The 21,121-nt window shown below is 54.7% G+C and carries 25 protein-coding genes; 17 read left to right on the top strand and 8 right to left on the bottom strand.

Going from position 1 to position 21,121, the window contains the following annotated elements:
* Genes V7028_RS01340 through V7028_RS01375 form a run of 8 tightly spaced genes read right to left on the bottom strand, consistent with a single transcriptional unit; the run spans nt 1 to nt 7,892 of the window.
* Nucleotides 1–636, bottom strand: coding sequence for a type II secretion system protein (locus V7028_RS01340; protein WP_334118306.1), 636 nt, complete (start codon nt 634–636; stop codon nt 1–3).
* Entirely contained in the window at nt 633–1,406 is a 774-nt protein-coding gene (locus tag V7028_RS01345; RefSeq protein WP_334118307.1) for a type II secretion system protein, read from the bottom strand. Before V7028_RS01345 ends, V7028_RS01340 begins: the two co-directional genes overlap by 4 nt.
* Nucleotides 1,403–2,485: a hypothetical protein gene (locus V7028_RS01350; protein WP_334118308.1), complete on the bottom strand. Its 1,083-nt coding sequence runs from the start codon at nt 2,483–2,485 to the stop codon at nt 1,403–1,405. Before V7028_RS01350 ends, V7028_RS01345 begins: the two co-directional genes overlap by 4 nt.
* Nucleotides 2,482–3,042, bottom strand: a complete 561-nt coding sequence (locus tag V7028_RS01355) for a hypothetical protein (RefSeq protein WP_334118309.1) — start codon at nt 3,040–3,042, stop codon at nt 2,482–2,484. The genes V7028_RS01350 and V7028_RS01355 overlap by 4 nt, the downstream gene beginning before the upstream one ends.
* Complete coding sequence (locus V7028_RS01360; RefSeq protein WP_334118310.1) at nt 3,039–3,899, bottom strand: hypothetical protein; 861 nt, start codon at nt 3,897–3,899, stop codon at nt 3,039–3,041. The genes V7028_RS01355 and V7028_RS01360 overlap by 4 nt, the downstream gene beginning before the upstream one ends.
* Nucleotides 3,896–4,918: a type II secretion system F family protein gene (locus tag V7028_RS01365; RefSeq protein WP_334118311.1), complete on the bottom strand. Its 1,023-nt coding sequence runs from the start codon at nt 4,916–4,918 to the stop codon at nt 3,896–3,898. Before V7028_RS01365 ends, V7028_RS01360 begins: the two co-directional genes overlap by 4 nt.
* Nucleotides 4,919–4,926: 8 nt before the next feature.
* The gene (locus V7028_RS01370) at nt 4,927–5,904 is read right to left on the bottom strand and encodes a GspE/PulE family protein (RefSeq protein ID WP_334118312.1); all 978 of its coding nucleotides are present in this window, start codon (nt 5,902–5,904) and stop codon (nt 4,927–4,929) included.
* Nucleotides 5,901–7,892, bottom strand: coding sequence for a type II secretion system protein GspD (locus tag V7028_RS01375; RefSeq protein WP_334118313.1), 1,992 nt, complete (start codon nt 7,890–7,892; stop codon nt 5,901–5,903). Before V7028_RS01375 ends, V7028_RS01370 begins: the two co-directional genes overlap by 4 nt.
* Before the next feature lie 198 nt (nt 7,893–8,090).
* On the opposite strand from V7028_RS01375, the gene V7028_RS01380 reads away from it, so the two are divergent.
* The 17 genes from V7028_RS01380 (at nt 8,091) to hisF (ending at nt 21,111) form a co-directional block, all read left to right on the top strand.
* On the top strand, nt 8,091–8,879 hold the full coding sequence (locus V7028_RS01380) for an ABC transporter ATP-binding protein (protein ID WP_334118314.1): 789 nt from the start codon (nt 8,091–8,093) through the stop codon (nt 8,877–8,879).
* Nucleotides 8,876–9,661 carry a lipid asymmetry maintenance ABC transporter permease subunit MlaE gene (gene mlaE, locus V7028_RS01385; RefSeq protein WP_334118315.1) on the top strand — a complete coding sequence of 262 codons (786 nt, stop codon included), beginning with the start codon at nt 8,876–8,878 and terminating at the stop codon, nt 9,659–9,661. The genes V7028_RS01380 and mlaE overlap by 4 nt, the downstream gene beginning before the upstream one ends.
* 12 nt (nt 9,662–9,673) lie before the next feature.
* Nucleotides 9,674–10,147 carry an outer membrane lipid asymmetry maintenance protein MlaD gene (mlaD, locus tag V7028_RS01390; RefSeq protein WP_334118316.1) on the top strand — a complete coding sequence of 158 codons (474 nt, stop codon included), beginning with the start codon at nt 9,674–9,676 and terminating at the stop codon, nt 10,145–10,147.
* Nucleotides 10,148–10,168: 21 nt separating this feature from the next.
* Complete coding sequence (locus V7028_RS01395) at nt 10,169–11,035, top strand: MlaA family lipoprotein (protein ID WP_334118317.1); 867 nt, start codon at nt 10,169–10,171, stop codon at nt 11,033–11,035.
* A gap of 73 nt (nt 11,036–11,108) precedes the next feature.
* Nucleotides 11,109–11,732 carry an MlaC/ttg2D family ABC transporter substrate-binding protein gene (locus V7028_RS01400; RefSeq protein ID WP_334118318.1) on the top strand — a complete coding sequence of 208 codons (624 nt, stop codon included), beginning with the start codon at nt 11,109–11,111 and terminating at the stop codon, nt 11,730–11,732.
* Nucleotide 11,733: 1 nt separating this feature from the next.
* On the top strand, nt 11,734–11,985 hold the full coding sequence (locus tag V7028_RS01405) for an STAS domain-containing protein (protein WP_334118319.1): 252 nt from the start codon (nt 11,734–11,736) through the stop codon (nt 11,983–11,985).
* A 33-nt stretch (nt 11,986–12,018) separates the two neighbouring features.
* A complete protein-coding gene (locus V7028_RS01410) occupies nt 12,019–12,927 on the top strand; it encodes an ABC transporter ATP-binding protein (RefSeq protein ID WP_334118320.1) in 909 nt (302 codons plus the stop codon).
* Nucleotides 12,924–13,679, top strand: a complete 756-nt coding sequence (locus V7028_RS01415; protein WP_334118321.1) for an ABC transporter permease — start codon at nt 12,924–12,926, stop codon at nt 13,677–13,679. The genes V7028_RS01410 and V7028_RS01415 overlap by 4 nt, the downstream gene beginning before the upstream one ends.
* A 33-nt stretch (nt 13,680–13,712) precedes the next feature.
* A complete protein-coding gene (locus V7028_RS01420; protein ID WP_442918666.1) occupies nt 13,713–13,955 on the top strand; it encodes a BolA family protein in 243 nt (80 codons plus the stop codon).
* 14 nt (nt 13,956–13,969) lie between these two features.
* The gene (gene murA, locus V7028_RS01425; RefSeq protein ID WP_334118322.1) at nt 13,970–15,226 is read left to right on the top strand and encodes a UDP-N-acetylglucosamine 1-carboxyvinyltransferase; all 1,257 of its coding nucleotides are present in this window, start codon (nt 13,970–13,972) and stop codon (nt 15,224–15,226) included.
* On the top strand, nt 15,223–15,858 hold the full coding sequence (gene hisG, locus V7028_RS01430) for an ATP phosphoribosyltransferase (protein WP_334118323.1): 636 nt from the start codon (nt 15,223–15,225) through the stop codon (nt 15,856–15,858). Before murA ends, hisG begins: the two co-directional genes overlap by 4 nt.
* Before the next feature lie 20 nt (nt 15,859–15,878).
* Nucleotides 15,879–17,201 carry a histidinol dehydrogenase gene (hisD, locus tag V7028_RS01435; protein ID WP_334118324.1) on the top strand — a complete coding sequence of 441 codons (1,323 nt, stop codon included), beginning with the start codon at nt 15,879–15,881 and terminating at the stop codon, nt 17,199–17,201.
* 7 nt (nt 17,202–17,208) lie between these two features.
* Nucleotides 17,209–18,309 carry a histidinol-phosphate transaminase gene (gene hisC / locus V7028_RS01440; RefSeq protein ID WP_334118325.1) on the top strand — a complete coding sequence of 367 codons (1,101 nt, stop codon included), beginning with the start codon at nt 17,209–17,211 and terminating at the stop codon, nt 18,307–18,309.
* Between the two features lie 14 nt (nt 18,310–18,323).
* Nucleotides 18,324–18,911, top strand: a complete 588-nt coding sequence (gene hisB / locus V7028_RS01445) for an imidazoleglycerol-phosphate dehydratase HisB (RefSeq protein WP_334118326.1) — start codon at nt 18,324–18,326, stop codon at nt 18,909–18,911.
* Nucleotides 18,908–19,540: an imidazole glycerol phosphate synthase subunit HisH gene (hisH, locus tag V7028_RS01450; protein ID WP_334118327.1), complete on the top strand. Its 633-nt coding sequence runs from the start codon at nt 18,908–18,910 to the stop codon at nt 19,538–19,540. The genes hisB and hisH overlap by 4 nt, the downstream gene beginning before the upstream one ends.
* A 57-nt stretch (nt 19,541–19,597) precedes the next feature.
* Complete coding sequence (gene hisA / locus V7028_RS01455) at nt 19,598–20,347, top strand: 1-(5-phosphoribosyl)-5-[(5-phosphoribosylamino)methylideneamino]imidazole-4-carboxamide isomerase (RefSeq protein WP_334118328.1); 750 nt, start codon at nt 19,598–19,600, stop codon at nt 20,345–20,347.
* A complete protein-coding gene (gene hisF / locus V7028_RS01460; RefSeq protein ID WP_334118329.1) occupies nt 20,347–21,111 on the top strand; it encodes an imidazole glycerol phosphate synthase subunit HisF in 765 nt (254 codons plus the stop codon). Before hisA ends, hisF begins: the two co-directional genes overlap by 1 nt.
* Nucleotides 21,112–21,121 lie beyond the last annotated feature (10 nt).

Consider the following 21,121-nt stretch of genomic DNA (forward strand, 5'->3'; position numbering starts at 1 on the left):
TTAGCGAAGAACGTACAGTGCCGCGCAGGGCTGGCCATTGGCTTCATCCCAGTGGCCGTCTTTTGTGGTGCAAAGCGTTTCTTCGTTGTCGAGAACCTGCACCGTGCCGCGCAAGGGGTTGCCGTCGTCCAGCTTGCGATCGATTTCAGCAAGCCGGCTAACCGAGATGTTTTCCCCCAGCAGCAAGGTCATTGCGTTTTCCCGCGAGTTTGCGCCTTGAAGGGTGTTGCTGAGCAGGTAGTGGCTGCTGAACTGGTTTTCCATTAAGCTGCCAGGTGTGCAGTTGCCCGAGGTGTCAGTACCTGCCCGGAAGTCGCCCTGAATAAAGCCTGACAGTTGAAGGTGGGTGAATACATCGCATGTTTCATCGCCTTCAATCAACCCGTTGCCGTCACCGCCTGTGCCCGACAAACCCGCAGCAGCCGCCGCAATGAAGTCGCCGGGCAGGGCGGAGTAACGGGCCTGGAACGCGGAAATTGCAGTTTCCAGGTTTGCAATGTCGGTGACCGTGGCGTGAACACGGGCGCTGTTCAACAGTTCGCGGCCCTTGAGCACGCCGCCCGCCAGTATGGCAACAACGGCCAGCGCAATGGCCAGCTCCAGCAAAGAAAATCCGTGTTGTGGGTGTTGTTTCAATTTGATTCTCCTGAATAAGCAATTGGGTCGAGCGCGCCACGTTTCATCCACAGCCAGTTCATTCGTTCAAATGAAATCCAGACCGGGTTTTGTGTGGTTTGCTCGGGGTCGATAAAAAACTGTTGAAAGCGGTTTTGGTTGATGCTGTGATCGCTTGTGCCGCTGTTGGTCACCACCGGGTAGGCCACCCACACTGCAGTGGCGCTTAGCAGGGTGTGCGCACCACAACCTGGTTGCGTGTTGGTGGGCAGGGTTTGACCTGCAACGCTTTGGCAAAGGTGGATGGCAGGCAAAGGCCCTGTGCCTGCACTGTGGTTGGTCGTGAAGGGCGCCATCACAATTTCGGCCAGTTGTTGCGGGCTTAACTGTTCAAAAGGTTGGGTAGATACCAAGGTGTTTTGTGCTGGTTCACCTGCGCTTTCCAGTGTGGCCACTGCCATTTTCCAGTTGCCGGAAAGTCCCCAGGTGCTCAGCGTGGCATTGGGCAGCCACCCTTCGGCGCGGGTGCAAGCATCACCAGTTCTGGATTCCTGTCCGCCAGCCTGCAGTGCGGGGCAGGGCAAGCGGCCTGTGGCCAGAATAAAGCCTTCAACAGCTTCAGCAATTCTCTGTTTGCTGGACAGTTCATGTGTTGTCTGGTTTTTCTGTTGTTGACCCGCAAGCAGATGCAAAATCGGGCCGAGAATGATGGCCAGCACCACAATCACCAGTGCAATTTCAATCAGCATGAAGCCTGCTGTGTGCGGTTTGCAATTGTGCGATCTGTTCATGGCTTCACCTGATTTACCACCATGCCGCTGATTGGTGAATAGGTGATTTGGAAGTTTGCAAGATCTGCCTTGGTGTTGTCTGGCCATGAAAAGTCGCAGGTGCATGCGGTGCTGTTGGTGCTCAATGGGCATTCTTGTCGTTTGCTTGGGCGACACGATTTGTTGCTGGCAGCCACTGGTTCGAAACGACTGACCGGCCATTGGCTTTGAAGTGTGGCGGGGCCTGCAAATATGCAAGGCGATTCGGGTGTGCTGAAGCAGACGGGTTGTTCGCTTGAGGTCGATGACCATTGCCCTGGTTCATCGCAGTTGCAGGTGCATTTTGTTTTTGTACAGCGGCAAGCACAGTTTGAATTCACGGGTGTGAAGGTGTTGGTTGTTCCGGGTGCCTGAATCAGGTTTTCGTGGGGCGGGTTGTTTGTGTTGCGCAGCGTGTCCCGAAGCAAATGGATTTGTGCCTGCACCATGTGGGCTTGTAGCTCATTTACTCGGATCAGCATGTACGGTGGCGTGACATCGTAGTGATGTTCGCCTGTGCTTTGAATCGATTTCGCAACCACTGCCGCAATGTTTTCTTCGATCCGGTTCTGTTGCGCAGGAATGCGAATACGCATGGCAGGTTTTGAATAATCGACCCAGCGGCTCCACCCCAGTGCATTGGGCTGCAGCAGTTGGGCTGATACGGCGTAATGCCAATGGTGGCTGGCAGCGTGCGCCAGCTCATGGTTTCGGGCACTGATTCCACGATTCAAATAATTGATGGCGGTTTTGCTGTGAATTGGCAAGTAAGCCCACGGCTTTGCCAGGCAAGTGGTTTGCGGCGGGCCTTCCGGCAGTGTGGCCGGGCATGGAAGGTGTCCCAGATGACTTTGGCTGTGAATGCCCTGAGTGCTTGCAAAACCCAACAGGCCGGAACGAATGTGATCAAGAATCTGGCTTTGTCGGGTTTGCTGCTCAAGCTGCAGTGCGTGTTGAAGTGCGCCGGATTCAGCTATTTTTGAGGTTGCAAAACCACCCAGTATCACCAGCACCAGTACCACGAGAAAAGCGTACCCTTGGTGGCTTGCTTGCATGTTCATGGCAGCCACCTTTTTGAAACCGGATCAAAATGTTTGCGGCCTGTGGGCGTGTTGATCCAGCCGCTCACGGGTGCGGTTTTGTTTTCATCATTTGCGGGTCTGGAAATTTTCTCTGGTGCTACCAGTACATTCGATGCAAATGGCGCGTTCGGGTTTACGGTTTTTTCGGGCACGTTGTTCATGGTGTTCGAGCTGCCTGCGCATTGCAGTGAATACGGGGTTTGCTCGATATCGGCACGGGCTTCAATGCGGCAGTTCCCTGATGCAGTTTCAGTGGTCTGAAGCCAGTTGAAAAACGCATTCCACATGTCAGCTTCATTTGAAAACTGTTGAGCAATTGATACTGCTTTTTGGTGGTTTTCTTTTTGCGTTGACGTTGCCTGTAGCGCATGCGCGATCCGTTGTGTAGTGGTGTTTTCCATCTCGTTTTGCGCGGAAATGTTGTCAAAATGCATGAACAGAAACAAGCCCAGAAGCAAAAGGCCGCAGTCAATGGCTGGCCGCGCACAACGCATCCAGCGAATACACTGCCCTGGCAAAAAACCGGAATTGTTCATGGGGCAAGTGCTGCCGTGCTGCACACTGCCAGCGTGGGCGATTCAAGGGTGCAACCCTTGGGTGCGCGTTTGCGTTCCCTGTTCAATTGCGCCGTGGTGCTGACATGTCCGTCACCATGCCACTGAATACTCAAGGCTTTCAGGTTTGCGCGGTCACCTTTGCCGAACTTGTTGATCTGGGTTGACCACGGTTCGAGCAACAATGGTGAGCCACTGGTTTTAATGTTTTTTACTGCATGCTGATTGTGCCGAAGTGTCTGGTTTTCAAGGGCCATGATTTGTTGACTTGAATGAAACTGCAGCAGCATTGCCGTGGTCAATGTGCAGGTCGCGGCAACCAGGCGCAGTTGTTGGTAGGTGGCACATGGTTTGTGCCACAAATTGAGAAGAAGCCGCAATGTGGCAATACGTTTTCCAGCACCCTTTTTCTGTTCTGTTGTCCATTTGCCAAGGTGCTTCGATTCGATCGCATTCACGCGAAGCATGGGTGTGGCGCGTTCGAAATTCGAAGGGTTTTCTGTGGACACAACGGTGATTTGTTGCCCCATGGATGCCAGTGCTTGACGCTGATGTTGATGAACTGGCTGTTCGGGTATTTCAACAAACCGTAGAGGGTCGTATTCAACACTTGTCCAAACGTAGGGTGGTTGAATGTAGGGTGTTGTTTTTGCAGCGTGCAGATTCAGGTACACCCGCGTTTCAGGCAGTGTGAAGCTGGACAATGCTGTAGCACTGCCAAGAAAGGCGTCAAATGGCATGCGCATTTTTTCATGCCATACCCCTTCGTGTTGGTGAAACAGCAAGGCATGGTTGTGGTGGATGACCCACGCATCTGCATTGGCAGAAACACGTTTCATGACAATCCCGTCAGGTTGCTGTAGAGCGGAGCCAAGGTAAATTGATAAGCCATGGCAAGGGTTAGCGCTGCAATACCCAAAGCCAATGGGGGCAGAATATTTTGCAAGCGCTGTTGGGCTGTTCTTGCGTGTATTTCATACACCTTCGAGGCCAGAAAAAAACAGTGCGCCAGGTTGCCGGTTTGTTCGGCCAGTTGACACTGTCGAATCAGGAATTGCGGGGCCTGGGCATGTTGCATGGCCTGCGGCAGAGTCATGCCCTGTTTCAGGTTTTTGTGGATGTGGGTCACCAACAAATTCAAGGTGTGCAGCATGGTGTGGTTCGGGTTAAGGCGACCCGGCAGCCTGCCCAGCGGCATGGCCCTGTAACGCAGGCAGTGCATCAGGTCCAGGCCAGCATTCAGTTCGCATGCCATGACATGGTAAAAGCTGGATGCCAGCCAGGCTTTGTTGGGCAATAGAAACCGGGTTTGCAAGCCCGTTTCCTGTTTTCGGGCAAGGCGTATAAACAGGGACGCAAGCAATGTCATGCCCCCGATACCCAGCAACAGTTCGGCCAGGCCGGCCGATGCTTGCCTGTTGGTGTTGGCCAGGTGGGGGCTGCTGACATGGTGTAAAAACACCCAGCAGCAAATGGCCATTGTCAGCACAAGGCCAGGATAAATCAAACTTCTCGTCAGTGTTTGGTTTGCAGTGCTGGTGGTGTTCCAGCGTTGTAATTGTTCTTGCAGTGCTGTGCCCAAATCGCCGTTGGCCTGTGCACACAGCAAGGCCACTTCCAGTGGCATGGGAAGTGCACCGAAGCTGGCCCGGAATGCGGTTTGCAGACTTTGTCCGGTTTCAAGAAACATGGCTGTGCGTTGCAGTTTTTCATGCAGCAGTTGACCTTGCCTGTGGTTGCACTGTAGTTCGCTGCTGAGAACAAGTGCATCAAGCACGGGCATGCCAGACTGCAGCAATTCTGCCCACTGGCCCATCCATTCTCGCCAGCTTGTTGCGCGTATTGTTCGCTTCGACATATTTGTTTTCATGGAAAGGGCACGTACGACCGGGTTGTGCACAAGCGCATCAGTTGTTCAATGCCCGTGCAGTTCAATACCAACTGACGTTCCATGTTTTTCAAATTAATAACTTCAGCGAACAATTGTCGTAATTCTTCATTGGGTGTCGCTTTCAGGCGAAGCGTGGCAATGCCGTTCAGGCAATTCAGAAGGCTGCCAAGTCGCACATTCAGTTCGGTTAAGCGGCACAAGGCGCCCAGGCAATCGGGTGCGTGGATTGAGGCAAACACCCTGTGCCCCGTCAACGCCGCATTCAGGGTTAGTTCAGCTGTTTCTTCATCGCGAATTTCACCGACCAGAATGGTGTCGGGGTCTTGCCGCATCAACGAACGCAGTCCGGATGCAAAATTCAGATGAGGCAACCGTGACAGGTCGGTTTGCATGGCATTCCCGTTGACAATTTCAACCGGGTCTTCCAGCGTGGCAATTCGACCGGCACGTGTTCCCAAGGTGTTCAGCATGGCGTGCAGTGTGGTGGTTTTGCCGCTGCCTGTTGCGCCTGCCACCAGCATCAAGCCGTTTTCGTGTTGCAGCAATTGTTCGATCTGGTATTGCGCGGGGGCGCGCAAACCCAGATCATTCAGGTGTTTTTTTTCGCTGGTGTTCAGCAACCGGATGACCAGGTTTTCACCGTGCAGGGTGGGGTGGGTGGCCAGACGCAGTTCAACATGCTGTTTGCAAAGGCGTGCGTCTTGGGGGCGCCTGGTTTCGGCGATGTTCATTTTTCCTTCGGCTTTGAAAGCCTGAATCAATGATCGACCGGTTTCATGTTGCACCTCCATGGCCTGGCTCAGGGCACCATGAATGCGTAGCTGAACCCGGTAGCTGGCTGCAGTGGGTGTGATGTGTATGTCCGAAGCGCCCGATTCAACTGCGTGATGGATGGTGGAATCGGTGGTGCGCAAAGGGTGCGTTGCATCGGCTGCGTGGTTGGATTGATTCATGGGTTTCTGGCTTGAATCAATGCGCGCACTGTGATGAAAGGCAGCGTGCAGTCCAGTTTTTCACACATCGATTCTGCCTGGGTCAGTTGCGCCAGGGCCTGTTCGACATGGCCTTGCCGGGCTTGAAGCAAGGCCATGTTGTAGCGGGGTTCGGGTGCTTTTGGAAAGCGTTGGGCAAGTAGTTCAAGCAGGGATTGAAGTTCCCGGTGTTGTTCAGACTGAAACAAACCCAAACCCGTTGCCAGTGCATCGGCCAATTGATGTTGTTTCTTGTCGCTTGATGGGCTGTAGGGCAGTTCAGCGTGATGTTGCTGGTTTGATGCGCTGTCAAGTACGGTGGCTTTCAGCAGCACCACCAGTTCAATGTGGCTTTCACGGTGTGTGGCACTTTGGGCGATTGGATTCAGTGCTTCCGGTGCACCGGGAATTCCACGGTCAAGGGTCGCTTTTTCCTTTTGCCGCAACCCGCCGAGCAATGCCATTTCGCCGCTTTTCAAACGCAGTATAGATTCCAGTTCCCGCGTTTGAACTTCCGGTACCCGGCTGACAATGTTGAGTTGTTGAAGGGCTGGGTTGGGGTCTTGAACAAAGCCGACGATTCTGCTGAGTGTTGGGCGCACACGCAGTTGAATGGCGTTGTTGTCTGCAATTTGCGGTGTCACTGTCATTAAAAACCCCACCGGCACAGTTTGCACCTGGGTGGTGAATGTTGAAAATGCAGGGCTGTTTTGCGTGGGTGCGCTGGTTTGTACATCGGTGGTGAAGTAAACCCGGTTGTCGATCACTTTCAGCACGGCCGCTTGCTGGTTCATCGTCACAACCCTGGGAGAGGACAGCACCGAAGTTCGCCCGAATTCCTCCAGTAAGCGCAATACCACGTTCGCATCTGTGTTGGCAGTGTTCCGCAAGGCGCTGAAGGTGATGGCGGGGTTCGCCACATTCAAGCCTTGCACGGCCAGGCCGGCGGTGATGCCGTTCTGGCGAAGTACGTTCCAGTCAATGCCGCGTTCGTAACGGTCGTTCAGGGAAATTTCGGTGATCACGGCTTCAATCACGATTTGTTTGTCGATGCGACGCTGCACTTGCTGTAGCCATTGAAATACCCTGCGGTGCTGGCTTGGTTTGGCAATCACCGACACCGTGCCGGATTCCGGGTTGGCAATCACCCGCCCCGATTGTGTTTCCTTTCGCGTGGTGGTGATGTCTCGCCGCTCGGTCGACACTTGCGTGGCGCTTCTCAAATTGGGTTGTGCCCGCCGTGTTTGTGGTGCGCGCGTGTTGGCATAGGCCCTGTCTTCATCTTCATCGACAATCCGTTCACGCGTGGACAATTCCACCGGTTTGATCTTGGTTTGAATGATTTGGTCGATCTGTGCGGCAATGTGCCGCCACAAGTCATGTTGCTGCGAATTGTTCAGCAGCAATTCCGAGCGGTTGCCTGTGTCTCGCCGGTCAGGCAGTTCGCGTGAATTGCCCGCGATGGCCGAGCTAAGGCTTGAGGAGTCGTTCATCTGTCGGGCAATCGACAAATAATCGAGTGTGTACACACGCAGTTGGTCTGCTTCGCAACGCATGGTCAATTGCTCGCCTTCAAATACCACGCTGGCACCCGCTTGCGCTTCCAGGCTTTCAATCACCTGTTGTAAGGGCATGTTGCGCCCTACCAGGCTGACGCGGGTATCGCCACAGGTGTCCATGTCATAGCCCAGGTTCAATTCGGTGGAAATCAACTCGAGAACATGGCTGGCCGGTATGTTTTCCAGCCGGAAGGAGAAGGTTTCCCTGTGCCGGGCCCAGGTGTTTTCAGTGTGCTGAACTTTGTCGGCCCAGAATTGGGCATTCAATTGCAGGCCCGTGTCGGGATCTGGCTGATGGATGGCTGGAGAGGGCGTGGCGGGTGAGCTTACGCATCCAGCCAGCATGATGCCGGGTAGAAGTGTGCAAGCCGTGGCCAGGCATTGAAGCAGAAACTTGCGCAAATTGGTCACGGTGGCACTTGGGTTTGTTGTTGTGGGCCAAATATTACTTCGATGGCACCAATCCCACGCTTCATGGTCATCCCAAGCGGGTGAGCCCATCACCAATTGGATGGTGGGCTTGTGTGGAATACCAACGCTTTCACAAATACGGCTTGTCCTTCGGGGTACAATAAGGGCCAATTTGAATCCGCTTTCAGAGGAGCCCCCATGGGCTTTGTTGCTCAATTAAAAAACGTGGATTTCGGCTACAACGATCGCCTGATTCTGGAAAACATCTCCCTGGATATTCCCAAGGGCAAAGTGGTTTCCGTAATGGGTGGTTCCGGATCGGGAAAAACAACACTGTTGCGCCTGATGTGTGGCCAGTACCGCGTCAACAAAGGTGATGTCGAGGTGCTGGGCCAGAATGTAGTCACAGCCAGTACCCAGCAGCTATATGGTTTTCGCAAGCGAATCGGCGTGCTGTTTCAGTTTGGTGCGTTGTTTACTGACCTGACGGTGTTTGACAACGTGGCTTTTCCTTTGCGTGAACACACCAGTCTGCCTGAATCAGCCATTCGCGATTTGGTGCTGTTGAAGTTGCATGCCGTGGGTTTGAGGGGTGCCAGCCATTTGTTTCCGTCTGAAATTTCGGGTGGCATGAGCCGCCGTGTCGCGTTGGCGCGCGCCATTGCCCTTGACCCTGAACTGATTTTTTATGATGAGCCGTTCGCCGGCCTTGACCCGATTTCCCTGGGCATTGCCGCCAACCTGATCCGCACCCTGAACGACGCGTTGGGCGCCACATCGGTGGTGGTCACCCACGACATTCATGAGTCTTTTGCCATCAGTGACCATGTCATCGTGATTGCCAACGGCAAAGTGCTGGCCCAGGGTACACCTGCCGAAGTGGAGGCCAATCAAGACCCTTATGTGCAACAATTCATCAAGGGCTTGCCGGAAGGGCCTGTGAAGTTTCACTACCCGGCCACCGATTTGCAGGAGGATTTTGCATGAATCCTGCCATCCTGATTTCCCGCTTGGGTGCGGGGGTGATCAACACCGTGTCTGGGCTGGGGGTGTTTGCCCGTTTTGTGCTCACTTTGTTCATGTTGCTGCCCAAGGTTTTGATGCGTCCCCGTTTGATCATTGATCAAATTCACTTCATCGGCAATTATTCGCTGGTGATCATCGTGGTGTCTGGCCTGTTCGTGGGTTTCGTGCTGGGTTTACAGGGGTATTACACCTTGAACCGCTATGGTGCCGAGCAGGCCTTGGGGTTGCTGGTGGCTTTGTCGCTGGTGCGTGAACTGGGGCCGGTGGTGTCTGCGCTATTGTTTGCGGGCCGCGCGGGTACTTCTTTAACCGCCGAAATCGGTTTGATGAAGGCAGGCGAGCAGCTAACCGCCATGGAAATGATGGCGGTGGACCCGAAGGCGCGCATTGTTTCTCCGCGCTGGGTTGCGGGGCTGGTGTCAATGCCCTTGTTGGCGGGTTTGTTCAGTGCTGTTGGCATTTTTGGTGGTTACGTGGTGGGTGTGTTGCTGATTGGCGTGGATGCTGGTGCATTCTGGTCGCAAATGCAGGCCGGGGTGGATGTGCGTGACGACATTCTCAACGGCGTGATCAAAAGCGTGGTGTTTGGTCTTGCGGTCAGTTCAATTGCCCTGTTTCAGGGCTATGCCTGTCAGCCCACGCCGGAAGGCGTGTCAAGGGCCACCACGCGAACTGTGGTCATTTCATCGCTCACAATTTTGGGTCTCGATTTTGTGCTTACAGCACTCATGTTCAGTATTTAACGGATAAATGGTATGAAAAAAAGCACAGCAGTGGATTTCTGGGTGGGGTTGTTCGTACTGATCGGCGCACTGGCTTTGGTGTTTCTGGCCCTGAAGGCCGGTAACCTGAGTTCCTTCACCACGGGGGCTCAGTACCGCGTGACTGCCGAATTCGACAACATTGGCGGCTTGAAGCCGCGTGCGCCGGTAAAAAGCGCCGGTGTCACGGTAGGGCGTGTGGGCAATATCAACCTGGATCCGGTCACTTTCCGGGCCGTCGTGGCGCTTGATTTGGAGGAGGGTTTCGAGTTTCCGAAGGACTCTTCAGCTAGAATCCTGACTTCCGGGCTGTTGGGCGAACAATACGTGGGTATCGAGGCCGGTGGCGATCTCGAGAATCTTGAGGGCGGCGGGAGGTTTGCGAGAACCCAGTCGGCCGTGGTTCTGGAAAATTTGATTAGTCAGTTCCTGTTCAGCAAAGCGTCTGAAGGTAACTCCGAAAAGTGATGAAGGGGAATTGAAGTGGTAATGTCCATTCGAAAATTGTGTTTGCTGCTCGGCGTGGTGAGTCTGACCTCCGCCTGTACTGCCATGCGTGCCCCTTCCGACTCGGATCCCCTTGAAGGGCTGAACCGAACGGTAGACGGGTTTAACCAGGTGGTTGACAAGGCAGTGGTCAAGCCTTTGGCCCAAGGTTACGACAAGGTCACCCCGCCGGAAATCAAAACCGTGATTGGCAATTTTTTCTCCAATCTCGAGGATGTCAGCGTGGCGTTCAACAACTTGCTGCAGGGCAAGCCCAAAGCGGCTGGCAGCGACATCACCCGCTTTGCATTGAATACCACCATTGGTATTGTGGGTGTTGCTGATGTGGCCACCGAATTGGGTTTCGAGAAACACAATGAAGACTTCGGTCAAACGCTGGGCGTTTGGGGCGTGGGGTCCGGGCCTTATCTGGTTCTCCCTTTGATCGGCCCCAGCACCTTGCGTGACGCGCCGGGCCGTTTAGTGGATGCCCCATTGGATCCCTTGTACCACTATGACGATGTGCGCGTTCGCAACAGCCTGTTCGTCGTGAATGCCGTGAACAAGCGTGCCCGTTTGTTGCCCGCCACCGATTTGGTGGAACGGGTGGCGCTGGATCAATATGCCTTCGTGCGCGATGCGTATTTGAAGCGCAGGGCCAGTTTGATACGTGACGGCGCCCCGGATCCCACCGAGCAGGTATATGAAGATTTTGAAGAAGCATCAAGCAGTATGGCACCACAGCCGTTTCCACCCTTCAAGGCTGCCTTGGTTCAGCCTGGGCCCGTGGATCAGCAGGTGGATACCGTGATTCCTGCAGATTTGCAACAAAGTGAACGCGCAAGGTCTGGCCTGGGTTTGCTGAACTGATTCCCGGCCGTGTGGTCAACCACAGGGAATGCATTGCGTTTTTAGGTAACGAATTATTGTTTTTGGAAGAATCATGAATATTGCCGTGAATAAATTGTTTCAATGGATTGGCGCTGCTGCACTTGGCATTGGCCTGCTTGCACAGCCCGTTTTGGCTCAAGACGTGCCTGCCAACGAGTTTGTCGAAAAGTTCAGCAATGAAGTGCTGGCCGAGATCAAGGCCCGAAAACAGGAATTGGTGTCGGATCCAAAGAAACTGGACGCGCTGATCGACCAGAAAGTGATGCCCAACGTAAATTTCCGCAAAATGACCCAGTTGGTGGTGGGTCGCCCGTGGCGCGAAGCAACGCCCGAGCAGCGTGAGGAAATCACCAAGGAATTCCGCACCCTGCTGGTGAAAACCTATTCAGGTGCCTTGTCGCAGGTGGGTGACCAAACCCTGCAGGTCGATCGTTTGCGCGCCCGCCCCGAAGACAAGGATGTGGTTGTGAACAGCCGGGTGCTTCAGAAAGGTGCCCCGCCTGTTGATTTGGCCTATCGCGTCGAGAAAAAAGACGGCAAGTGGCAAATTTATGACCTGAGCGTGTTGGGGTTGTGGCTGGTTGATTCCTACAAAGCCCAGTTTGGCCCGGTCCTGGCAAATTCGGGTGTTCCCGGCTTGATTCAAACCCTCAAAAGCCTGAACGCCAAGGGTTGACATGAAAATTGGAGTCGATCAAATTACGGTTCGCAATGGCGAGCAACTGATTGCAGCGGTCACCAAGGCTTTTGCCCAGGGTGACCATGTAATCGACTTCACCGGTGTGAAGGTGATTGACTCCACAGCCTTGGCAGTTATTCTTGCTGCCAAGCGCGTGCTTAAAACAGACAAAACGCTCGAACTGCAACATCGTCCCGCGCAGCTGGACAGTTTGATCGCCGCCTACGGAGTACAATCTCTGTTCTCTTAAAACCCAACGCGCCACCCTTGGGCGCGCGAAGTCATGTCGTTTGCACTAGAGCTCAGCTCGGTATCCAAGTTATTCGGTGAATTCCGTTCTTTGAACGATGTCTCCCTGACCGTGAAGGAAGGGGAGTTTTTTGCATTGCTTGGCCCCAATGGCGCGGGCAAAACCACGCTGATCAACATCATTGCCGGCTTGAGCCGGGCAAGCTCGGGCGTGGCCAAGGTCATGGGTTTTGATGTGGTGGAACAGTTTCGCGATGCACGCCGAAGCATTGGCATAGTGCCGCAGGAGCTGGTGTTCGATCCTTTCTTTTCCGTGCGGGAAACCTTGCGGTTTCAGTCCGGTTATTTTGGTTTGAAGAAGAACGACGACTGGATCGACGAACTGTTGCATTCGCTCAGCCTGATGGACAAAGCCGACAGCAATATGCGAACACTTTCTGGTGGTATGAAGCGCCGCGTGATGGTGGCGCAGGCTTTGGTGCACAAGCCGCCGGTGATTGTGCTGGATGAACCCACCGCGGGCGTGGACGTTGAATTGCGCCAAACCCTGTGGAAGTTTATCGCCGGTTTGAACCAGAAAGGCCACACCATTTTGCTGACCACGCACTACCTTGAAGAAGCAGAAACGCTTTGCAACCGCATTGCCATGTTGAAAAAAGGCGAAGTGTTGATTGTGGACACCACGCCCAATTTGCTGAAAAAGCACGCCAGCCAAACCTTGAATGTGCAGTTGAACGGCGTGTTGCCTGCCAGCTTGCAGCCACGGGTTTTGAAGGCCAATGTGAGTGATGGCCGCTACACACTTGGCTTGAACAGCCCTGCGGAAATCGAGGAAATTTTGGCGCAGTGCCGCAAAGAACACCTGGACGTGCTGGAATGCAGCATTGAGAAGCCTGACCTTGAAGAGGTTTTTGTGCAGTTAATGAACGGGGGCTCGAAATGACCGGTTGGCAAACCCTGTTCAAGAAAGAAATTCTGCGCTTCTGGAAGGTCAGTTTTCAAACCGTGCTGGCCCCGGTGGTTACGGCGCTGCTGTACCTGATGATTTTCTCGCATGTGCTGGACGGCAAGGTCGAGCCTTATCCCGGCGTCAGTTATGCCGCCTTTTTGGTGCCAGGCCTGGTCATGATGTCGGTGTTGCAAAATGCATTTGCGAATTCATCGTCCAGCCTGATCCAGTCGAAGATTACCGGCAACCTGGTGTTTGTACTGCTGCCGCCTTTGTCGCATTTTGAATTTTTCTCGGCCTATGTGTTGGCCTCTGTGGCACGCGGTATTGCCGTGGGCTTGGGCGTGTTGTTGGTCACGCTGGCCTTTGTGGGGTTGCATGTGCACAACCCCGTCTGGATTCTGGTGCAGGCGCTGGTGGGTTCCGCATTGCTGGGCACCATGGGTGTTATCGCTGGTATTTGGGCTGAAAAGTTTGACCAGCTGGCCGCGTTTCAAAACTTCATCATCATCCCCGCCACGTTTTTGTCGGGTGTGTTCTATTCCATTCATTCCCTGCCTGCCGTGTGGCAAATGGTGTCGCATTTCAACCCTTTTTTCTACCTCATTGACGGTTTTCGGTATGGGTTCTTCGGGGTCAGTGATGTCAGCCCCTGGTTCAGTTTGGGTGTCGGGGTGTTTGCCTGGGTGGTTCTGACCGCAATTGCGATGCGCATGGTGACCTCGGGTTACAAATTGAGGGGATAATAGTGCTGTTGAATCAAAAGGATAGGAAAAATCATGTTGTTGCCTGAAACCGTTCGCGACTATATTGCGCAGGGCTTGGAATGTGAGCACCTCACTGTGTCTGGTGATGGTCAACATTTTGAGGCGGTCATCGTGGCCGGTGCTTTTGAAGGACTGCGCTCCATTCAGCGCCATCAAAAAGTGTATGCAGTACTGGGTGACAGAATGCGCGCGGAAATCCACGCCCTGTCGATGAAAACATTGACGCCCGCCGAGTGGGCACAACAACAAGCGTAAAGGACTGCCCTTCGATGGATTCATTTTTGGTTCGTGGTGGAAAGCCACTTCATGGCGAAGTGTCAATTTCTGGTGCGAAGAATGCCGCCCTGCCAATTTTGTGCGCCAGTTTGCTGACCGCTGAGCCGGTCACCATCACCAACGTGCCGCGCCTGCGCGACATCAACACCTGCCTGCGCCTGCTGGGCTCCATGGGGGTGCAGTGCTTCTGGCACGGTGAAAACCAGTTGGCCTTGCGTGCCGAGGAAATTTCCGAGCCCATCGCCAGTTACGACCTGGTGAAAACCATGCGTGCCAGCATTTTGGTGCTGGGCCCCCTGGTGGCCCGCTTCGGAGAGGCCAGTGTCAGCTTGCCCGGTGGTTGTGCCATTGGACAACGCCCCGTGGACCAGCACATCAAGGGCCTGCAGGCCATGGGTGCTGAAATTACGATCGAGAAAGGTTACATTCACGCCAAGGCCAAGCGCTTGAAAGGCGCACGTATTGTGACCGACATGGTGACTGTCACCGGCACGGAAAACCTGATGATGGCCGCTGCGTTGGCGGAAGGAACAACCATTATCGAGAACGCCGCCCGCGAACCCGAAGTGGTTGATTTGGCCAATATGCTCGTGAAAATGGGTGCACAAATTGAAGGCATTGGCACCGACACCATTACCGTGCATGGCGTTGAAAAGCTGCATGGTTGTGAATACCAGGTGATGCCCGATCGAATTGAGGCCGGTACATTTCTGTGTGCAGTGGCCGCATGCGGTGGCAGCATTACCTTGAACAACGCCGATGCCGACAGCATGGATGCGACCATTGAAAAGCTGCGCACTGCCGGTGTCAACATCGAAGTGGATGGCACAAAAATTCATGCCAGCATGAATACCCGCCCGAAAGCTGTGGGCGCGCGCACAGCGCCATTCCCCGGTTTTGCCACCGACATGCAGGCCCAGTTGATGGCCGTGAACTGTGTGGCTGAGGGCACAGCGGTCGTGAACGAAACCATTTTTGAGAACCGCTTCATGCATGTTCAGGAAATGGTGCGCTTGGGGGCGAACATTGAAATTGAAGGCCACACCGCCATCATCAAGGGTGTGCCGCAACTGGAAGGTGCCACCGTGATGGCCACCGACCTGCGTGCCTCTGCCGGCCTGGTGATTGTGGGTTTGGCTGCCAGCGATGAAACGCGGATCGACCGCATTTATCACCTGGACCGCGGGTATGACAAAATGGAAGAAAAGCTGCGCAAACTGGGCGCAGACGTCAAGAGAGTAGCGCAATGATTACACTGGCCCTGTCCAAGGGACGTATTTTTGAGGAAACACTGCCCCTGCTTGAGAAAGCAGGCATTGTGCCGTCTGAAGACCCTGAGAAATCCCGCAAGCTGATCATTGGCACCAACCGGGCAGATGTGCAAATCATTATTGTTCGCGCAACCGACGTACCCACTTATGTGCAGCATGGCGCTGCCGATTTGGGCGTGGCCGGGAAAGATGTTCTCATCGAGCATTCTGGCGCCGGTTTGTACCAGCCACTGGACTTGAACATTGCCAAATGCCGGCTGTGTGTGGCTGCTCCGGAGGGCTTCGATTACGCCAGCGCGGTGAAGCAGGGTGCACGCTTGCGCATTGCCACCAAGTATGTGAACAGCGCACGCGAACACTTTGCCAATCGTGGCGTGCATGTGGATTTGATCAAGCTGTACGGTTCAATGGAACTGGCACCGTTGGTGGGCCTGGCCGATGCCATTGTTGATTTGGTCAGTACGGGCTCAACCCTGCGTGCCAACAAGTTGGTCGAGGTTGAGGAAATCTGCGAAATTTCTTCCCGTCTGGTGGTGAACCAGGCCGCCTTGAAAATGAAGTATGTGTCTTTGCAGCCTATCCTGGACGTGTTTGCCCAAGCTGTTGCGTGAAATTTTAAAGGTAGTAAAAAATGTCTTCCCAAATTCGTCGATTGTCTACAGTAGAAGCCAACTTTGCCGAGCAGTTCCGTGCATTGCTCGCCTATGAAGAACAACGCGATCCCCATGTGGAAGGCGCAGTGGCCGATATCATTCATGCCGTGCGCAAGCGTGGGGACGAAGCCTTGTTGGAGTTCACGGAGAAGTTTGACCGGGTGAAAGCCAACAGCGCCGCCGAGCTTGAAATTGATCAAGACGAATTGAAGCACGCTTATGACACGCTGGATTCCGCCCAGCGCGAAGCCTTGAAAGTGGCCGCACAGCGCGTGCGTGCTTTCCATGAACACCAGGTTGCGCAAAGCTGGGAATTCACCGAGGCCGATGGCACGCGTCTTGGCCAGCGCATCACCCCGCTGGACCGTGCTGGCTTGTACGTGCCGGGTGGCAAGGCGGCTTATCCTTCTTCCGTGTTGATGAACGCAGTGCCCGCCAAAGTGGCGGGTGTGAAAGAAGTGATCATGGTGGTGCCCACGCCCAGTGGCGTGAAAAACCAGATGGTGCTGGCCGCCGCCCACCTGGCCGGTGTAGACCGTGTGTTCACCATTGGTGGCGCGCAAGCCGTGGCCGCTTTGGCGTATGGCACACAAACCGTGCCGCGTGTGGACAAAATTGTAGGCCCTGGCAATGCCTATGTGGCCGAAGCCAAGCGCCGAGTGTTTGGTGCGGTGGGCATTGACATGATTGCAGGCCCCTCGGAAATTCTTGTGATTTGCGATGGCAGCACGAATGCCGACTGGATCGCCATGGACCTGTTCAGCCAGGCCGAGCACGATGAAATGGCTCAATCCATTTTGCTGAGCCCCAGCAAGGAATTTCTCGACAACGTACAAGCCAGCATCAAACGCCTGATGGACACCATGCCGCGTGCCGCGGTGATTGCTACTTCATTGAAAAACCGGGGTGCCTTGATTCAGGTGCGCGACATGGACGAGGCCTGCGAACTGAGCAACCAGATTGCACCCGAACACCTGGAACTGAGCGTTCAGGATCCCGATGCCCTGCTGGGCAAACTGCGCCACGCCGGTGCCATTTTCATGGGCCCGTACACCAGTGAATCGCTGGGCGATTACTGCGCAGGCCCCAACCACGTGCTGCCCACAGCGGGCACGGCACGGTTCAGCTCGCCCTTGGGTGTGTACGACTTCCAAAAGCGCAGCAGCATTATTTTTGCCAGCCGTGAAGGTGCCAGCACGCTGGGGGAAGTGGCTGCTGAATTGGCCTATGGCGAAGGCTTGCCAGCACACGCGCGGTCTGCGGAATACCGCGTAGGCCCAAAATTCCGAAAGGCAGACTGAGCGCACCATGAGCCTTCTTCAAAAAACCATTCGTGCCGACGTGCGGGCCACCCAAGCTTACGTGGTGGCTCCCTCCGCCGGCATGCTGAAACTGGATGCCATGGAGAACCCGCAGGGCATGCCCGCGGCCTTGCTGGATGAATTGGCGCAGCAGTTGAAAGCCGCCGAGCTGAATCGTTACCCGGCGCCCAAGGCGCTGGAACTGGAAGCGGCCCTGCGTGCCTGCACAGCCATTCCCAAGGCGGCCCATGTGTTGTTTGGCAACGGGTCTGACGAGTTGATTGACCTGATCATTCGCGCCTGTTGCATGCCCGGCGATGCCGTGTTGTCACCTGTGCCCACCTTCGTGATGTATGCGGTGTACAGCCAGTGGAGCCACGCGCGTTTTGTGGGTGTCGATCTGAACGCGGATTTCACGTTGAACATGCCCGCCATGTTGAAAGCCATTGCCACCAACCAGCCCAAGGTGGTGTTTTTGGCTTACCCCAACAACCCCACGGGTGTGGCGCTTCGTGAAGCGGAAATCGTGCAGATTATCGAAGCCACGCCGGGTTTGGTGGTGGTTGATGAAGCCTACGAGGCTTTTGCCAATGCATCCTTCATGGCTCGCGTGCTTGAATTCCCGAATGTGCTGGTGCTACGCACCTTTTCCAAGCTCGGTCTGGCAGGGGCCCGTTTGGGCTACGCCGTGGCCAGCCCTGCCTGGGTTGAGCAAATAGACAAAGTGCGCCCGCCCTACAATGTGAATGTGCTGACCCGCATTGCCGTGCAATTTGCGCTGGAGCATTTCGAGGCTTTTGAAGCGCAGGCGGCCCTGCTGTGCGAACAGCGCAGCCTGCTGACCGAGGCCCTTGAAAACCTGAATTCACCCAGCGGCAGCGTCGAAGTGTTTGATTCTTGCGCCAATTTTGTGCTTTTCCGTACGCCTAACGCGCTTGAAGTCTTTGATGCCCTTAAAAACAAGGGTATCTTGATAAAGTACGTGGGCAAGGCACATCCTTTGCTGCAAAATTGCCTTCGGGTCACCGTTAGCACGGCACAAGAAAACCAGTTGTTTTTAAACGCCGTGCAACAATCCATTGAGGAAGTGGCCGCCAAGGCTGCATAACCATTTAGAACATCATGAGAACCGCAGAAGTTACCCGCAATACCCTGGAAACCCAGATCACAGTCAAAATCAATCTGGACGGTACAGGTGAACGTCACCTGGACACCGGTGTGCCATTTCTGGACCACATGCTGGAACAAATTTCGCGCCACGGCCTGTTCGACCTTCACATTGTGGCCAAGGGTGACCTGCACATTGATGCACACCACACCGTAGAAGACACCGGCATTACCTTGGGCATGGCCTTCACGAAAGCCTTGGGCGAAAAAAAAGGAATTGTGCGCTACGGCCACAGCTATGTGCCTTTGGACGAAGCCCTGTCACGCGTGGTGATCGACCTGTCCGGTCGCCCCGGGCTGCACCAAGACATTCCGTTCACACGCGCCAGCATTGGTGCATTTGATGTGGATCTGGTGTTTGAATTCTTTCAGGGCTTTGTAAACCATGCCCTGTGCACCTTGCACATCGACAACCTGAAGGGTGTGAATTCACACCACCAGTGTGAAACCGTGTTCAAAGCCTTTGGCCGTGCCTTGCGCATGGCGGTGGCTATTGATGAACGCCAACAGGGTGCCATTCCCAGTACCAAAGGTGCTTTGTGAGCCTGGTTGCCGTTGTCGATTACGGCATGGGCAACCTGCGTTCGGTGGCCCAGGCCTTGAAGCACGTCAAGCTGGACAATCAGGAAATCTGCATCACGGCTGATCCTTCTGTGATCGATCAGGCCGAGCGCGTTGTGTTGCCCGGTCAGGGCGCAATGCCCGATTGCATGAAAGCCCTGCGGGAATCTGGCCTGATGGATGCCGTATACCGCGCCGCCGAGAAAAAACCGCTGTTCGGTGTGTGCGTGGGTGAACAAATGATGATGCAATTCAGCGCCGAAGGGCCTGCGGATTGCCTGGGTTTGTTTCCGGGTGAAGTGGTGAAATTTGACCCGCGCCTGACAATTGAGTGCGGTTTGAAGGTACCCCACATGGGTTGGAACCGGGTAAACCAACGCATGGAGCACCCCTTGTGGGATGGCATCGAGAACGGCGCGTGGTTTTATTTTGTGCACAGTTACCATGTCAACCCGGTGAACCCGAACCACGTTGCTGGAGAGACAGATTATGGTGTCCGCTTTACCTGTGCCATTGCACGGGATAACATCTTTGCAACACAGTTCCACCCCGAGAAAAGCGCAGATGACGGTTTGAAGCTGTACTCGAACTTCCTTCGATGGAATCCGTAAGCATTACATTGAAACAATTTTTTTCACCCACTTGAATAGTTAACACAACACAGGCTCATGTTACTCATTCCAGCAATCGACCTGAAAGATGGTCAGTGTGTACGCCTTAAACAAGGCAATATGGACGATGCCACCATTTTTTCGGCAGACCCGGTTGAAATGGCCATGAAATGGGTTGCAAGCGGCGCACGCCGCTTGCACCTGGTCGATTTGAACGGCGCGATTGCGGGCAAGCCCGTGAATGAAGGCGTGATCATCGACATTCTGGATGCCGTGGGTGGCGCAATTCCTGTCCAGTTGGGCGGTGGCATTCGCGACCTGGACACCATTGAGCGTTATCTGGACGATGGCTTGAGCTACGTGATCATTGGCACGGCTGCGGTGAAGAACCCTGGCTTTTTGCACGATGCCTGTGGCGCATTCCCGGGCCAGATCATCGTGGGTCTGGACGCCAAGGAAGGCAAAGTGGCAACAGACGGCTGGAGCAAAATTTCCGGTCACGATGTGGTTGATCTTGCCAAGAAATACGAAGGCTATGGTGTGGAAGCCATTATTTACACCGACATTGGCCGTGACGGCATGCTGGGTGGCGTGAACATTGAAGCCACAGTGCGCTTGGCCAACGCTTTGACCATTCCTGTAATTGCCAGCGGCGGTATTACCAACCTGGACGATGTGAAGCAGTTGTGTGGTGTGGAACACGAAGGTGTGATGGGCGCCATTTGCGGCCGTTCCATCTACGAAGGCACGCTTGATTTTGCCAAGGGCCAGGCCCTGGCCGACGAACTGAACGGAAAGTCTTACTAATGCTTGCCAGCCGTATCATTCCCTGCCTCGATGTCACCGCAGGCAGGGTGGTCAAGGGCGTCAATTTTGTCGAACTGCGTGATGCGGGTGATCCCGTTGAAATTGCCCGTCGCTACGACGAGCAAGGCGCAGACGAACTGACCTTTCTGGACATCACCGCGTCTTCGGATGACCGTGATTTGATTCTGCATGTCATCGAAGATGTGGCCAGCCAGGTGTTCATTCCCCTGACTGTGGGCGGTGGCGTGCGCAAGGTGGAAGACGTGCGCAGGCTGCTCAATGCAGGCGCAGACAAAATCAGCATCAACACATCGGCAGTGACCAACCCGGAGCTGGTGGGTGAGGCTGCGGCCAAATATGGCTCGCAGTGCATTGTTGTGGCCATTGATGCCAAAGAGAAATCCAATGGTGAACCCGGTTGGGAGGTCTACACCCACGGGGGGCGCAAGCCCACCGGAATTGATGCAGTTCAATGGGCGCGCAAAATGCAGGCTCTTGGCGCCGGGGAATTGTTGTTGACCAGCATGGACCGTGATGGCACCAAAATCGGTTTCAATCTCGAGTTGACCCGGGCAGTGTCGGATGCGGTCACTATTCCCGTGATCGCCAGCGGAGGCGTGGGCAACCTGGATCACATGGTGGATGGTGTCATCAAGGGCAAGGCCAGTGCAGTGCTGGCCGCCAGCATTTTTCACTATGGCGAATACACCGTGCAGCAGGCCAAAGCCCACATGGCCAAGGCCGGTATCACCGTGCGGCTGTAACGGGGGCGCG

The sequence above is a fragment of the Limnobacter sp. genome (genome assembly GCF_036846585.1).
Lineage (GTDB): Bacteria > Pseudomonadota > Gammaproteobacteria > Burkholderiales > Burkholderiaceae_B > Limnobacter.

Excerpts from the sequence above, each read along its gene's own strand:
- V7028_RS01345 (WP_334118307.1), bottom strand. The coding sequence starts at position 1,406 with ATGAACAGATCGCACAATTGCAAACCGCACACAGCAGGCTTCATGCTG.
- V7028_RS01350 (WP_334118308.1), bottom strand. The coding sequence starts at position 2,485 with ATGAACATGCAAGCAAGCCACCAAGGGTACGCTTTTCTCGTGGTACTG.
- V7028_RS01355 (WP_334118309.1), bottom strand. The coding sequence starts at position 3,042 with ATGAACAATTCCGGTTTTTTGCCAGGGCAGTGTATTCGCTGGATGCGT.
- V7028_RS01360 (WP_334118310.1), bottom strand. The coding sequence starts at position 3,899 with ATGAAACGTGTTTCTGCCAATGCAGATGCGTGGGTCATCCACCACAAC.
- V7028_RS01365 (WP_334118311.1), bottom strand. The coding sequence starts at position 4,918 with ATGTCGAAGCGAACAATACGCGCAACAAGCTGGCGAGAATGGATGGGC.
- V7028_RS01370 (WP_334118312.1), bottom strand. The coding sequence starts at position 5,904 with ATGAATCAATCCAACCACGCAGCCGATGCAACGCACCCTTTGCGCACC.
- V7028_RS01380 (WP_334118314.1), top strand. The coding sequence starts at position 8,091 with ATGGGCTTTGTTGCTCAATTAAAAAACGTGGATTTCGGCTACAACGAT.
- mlaE (WP_334118315.1), top strand. The coding sequence starts at position 8,876 with ATGAATCCTGCCATCCTGATTTCCCGCTTGGGTGCGGGGGTGATCAAC.
- mlaD (WP_334118316.1), top strand. The coding sequence starts at position 9,674 with ATGAAAAAAAGCACAGCAGTGGATTTCTGGGTGGGGTTGTTCGTACTG.
- V7028_RS01395 (WP_334118317.1), top strand. The coding sequence starts at position 10,169 with ATGTCCATTCGAAAATTGTGTTTGCTGCTCGGCGTGGTGAGTCTGACC.
- V7028_RS01400 (WP_334118318.1), top strand. The coding sequence starts at position 11,109 with ATGAATATTGCCGTGAATAAATTGTTTCAATGGATTGGCGCTGCTGCA.
- V7028_RS01405 (WP_334118319.1), top strand. The coding sequence starts at position 11,734 with ATGAAAATTGGAGTCGATCAAATTACGGTTCGCAATGGCGAGCAACTG.
- V7028_RS01410 (WP_334118320.1), top strand. The coding sequence starts at position 12,019 with ATGTCGTTTGCACTAGAGCTCAGCTCGGTATCCAAGTTATTCGGTGAA.
- V7028_RS01415 (WP_334118321.1), top strand. The coding sequence starts at position 12,924 with ATGACCGGTTGGCAAACCCTGTTCAAGAAAGAAATTCTGCGCTTCTGG.
- V7028_RS01420 (WP_442918666.1), top strand. The coding sequence starts at position 13,713 with ATGTTGTTGCCTGAAACCGTTCGCGACTATATTGCGCAGGGCTTGGAA.
- murA (WP_334118322.1), top strand. The coding sequence starts at position 13,970 with ATGGATTCATTTTTGGTTCGTGGTGGAAAGCCACTTCATGGCGAAGTG.
- hisG (WP_334118323.1), top strand. The coding sequence starts at position 15,223 with ATGATTACACTGGCCCTGTCCAAGGGACGTATTTTTGAGGAAACACTG.
- hisD (WP_334118324.1), top strand. The coding sequence starts at position 15,879 with ATGTCTTCCCAAATTCGTCGATTGTCTACAGTAGAAGCCAACTTTGCC.
- hisC (WP_334118325.1), top strand. The coding sequence starts at position 17,209 with ATGAGCCTTCTTCAAAAAACCATTCGTGCCGACGTGCGGGCCACCCAA.
- hisB (WP_334118326.1), top strand. The coding sequence starts at position 18,324 with ATGAGAACCGCAGAAGTTACCCGCAATACCCTGGAAACCCAGATCACA.
- hisA (WP_334118328.1), top strand. The coding sequence starts at position 19,598 with ATGTTACTCATTCCAGCAATCGACCTGAAAGATGGTCAGTGTGTACGC.
- hisF (WP_334118329.1), top strand. The coding sequence starts at position 20,347 with ATGCTTGCCAGCCGTATCATTCCCTGCCTCGATGTCACCGCAGGCAGG.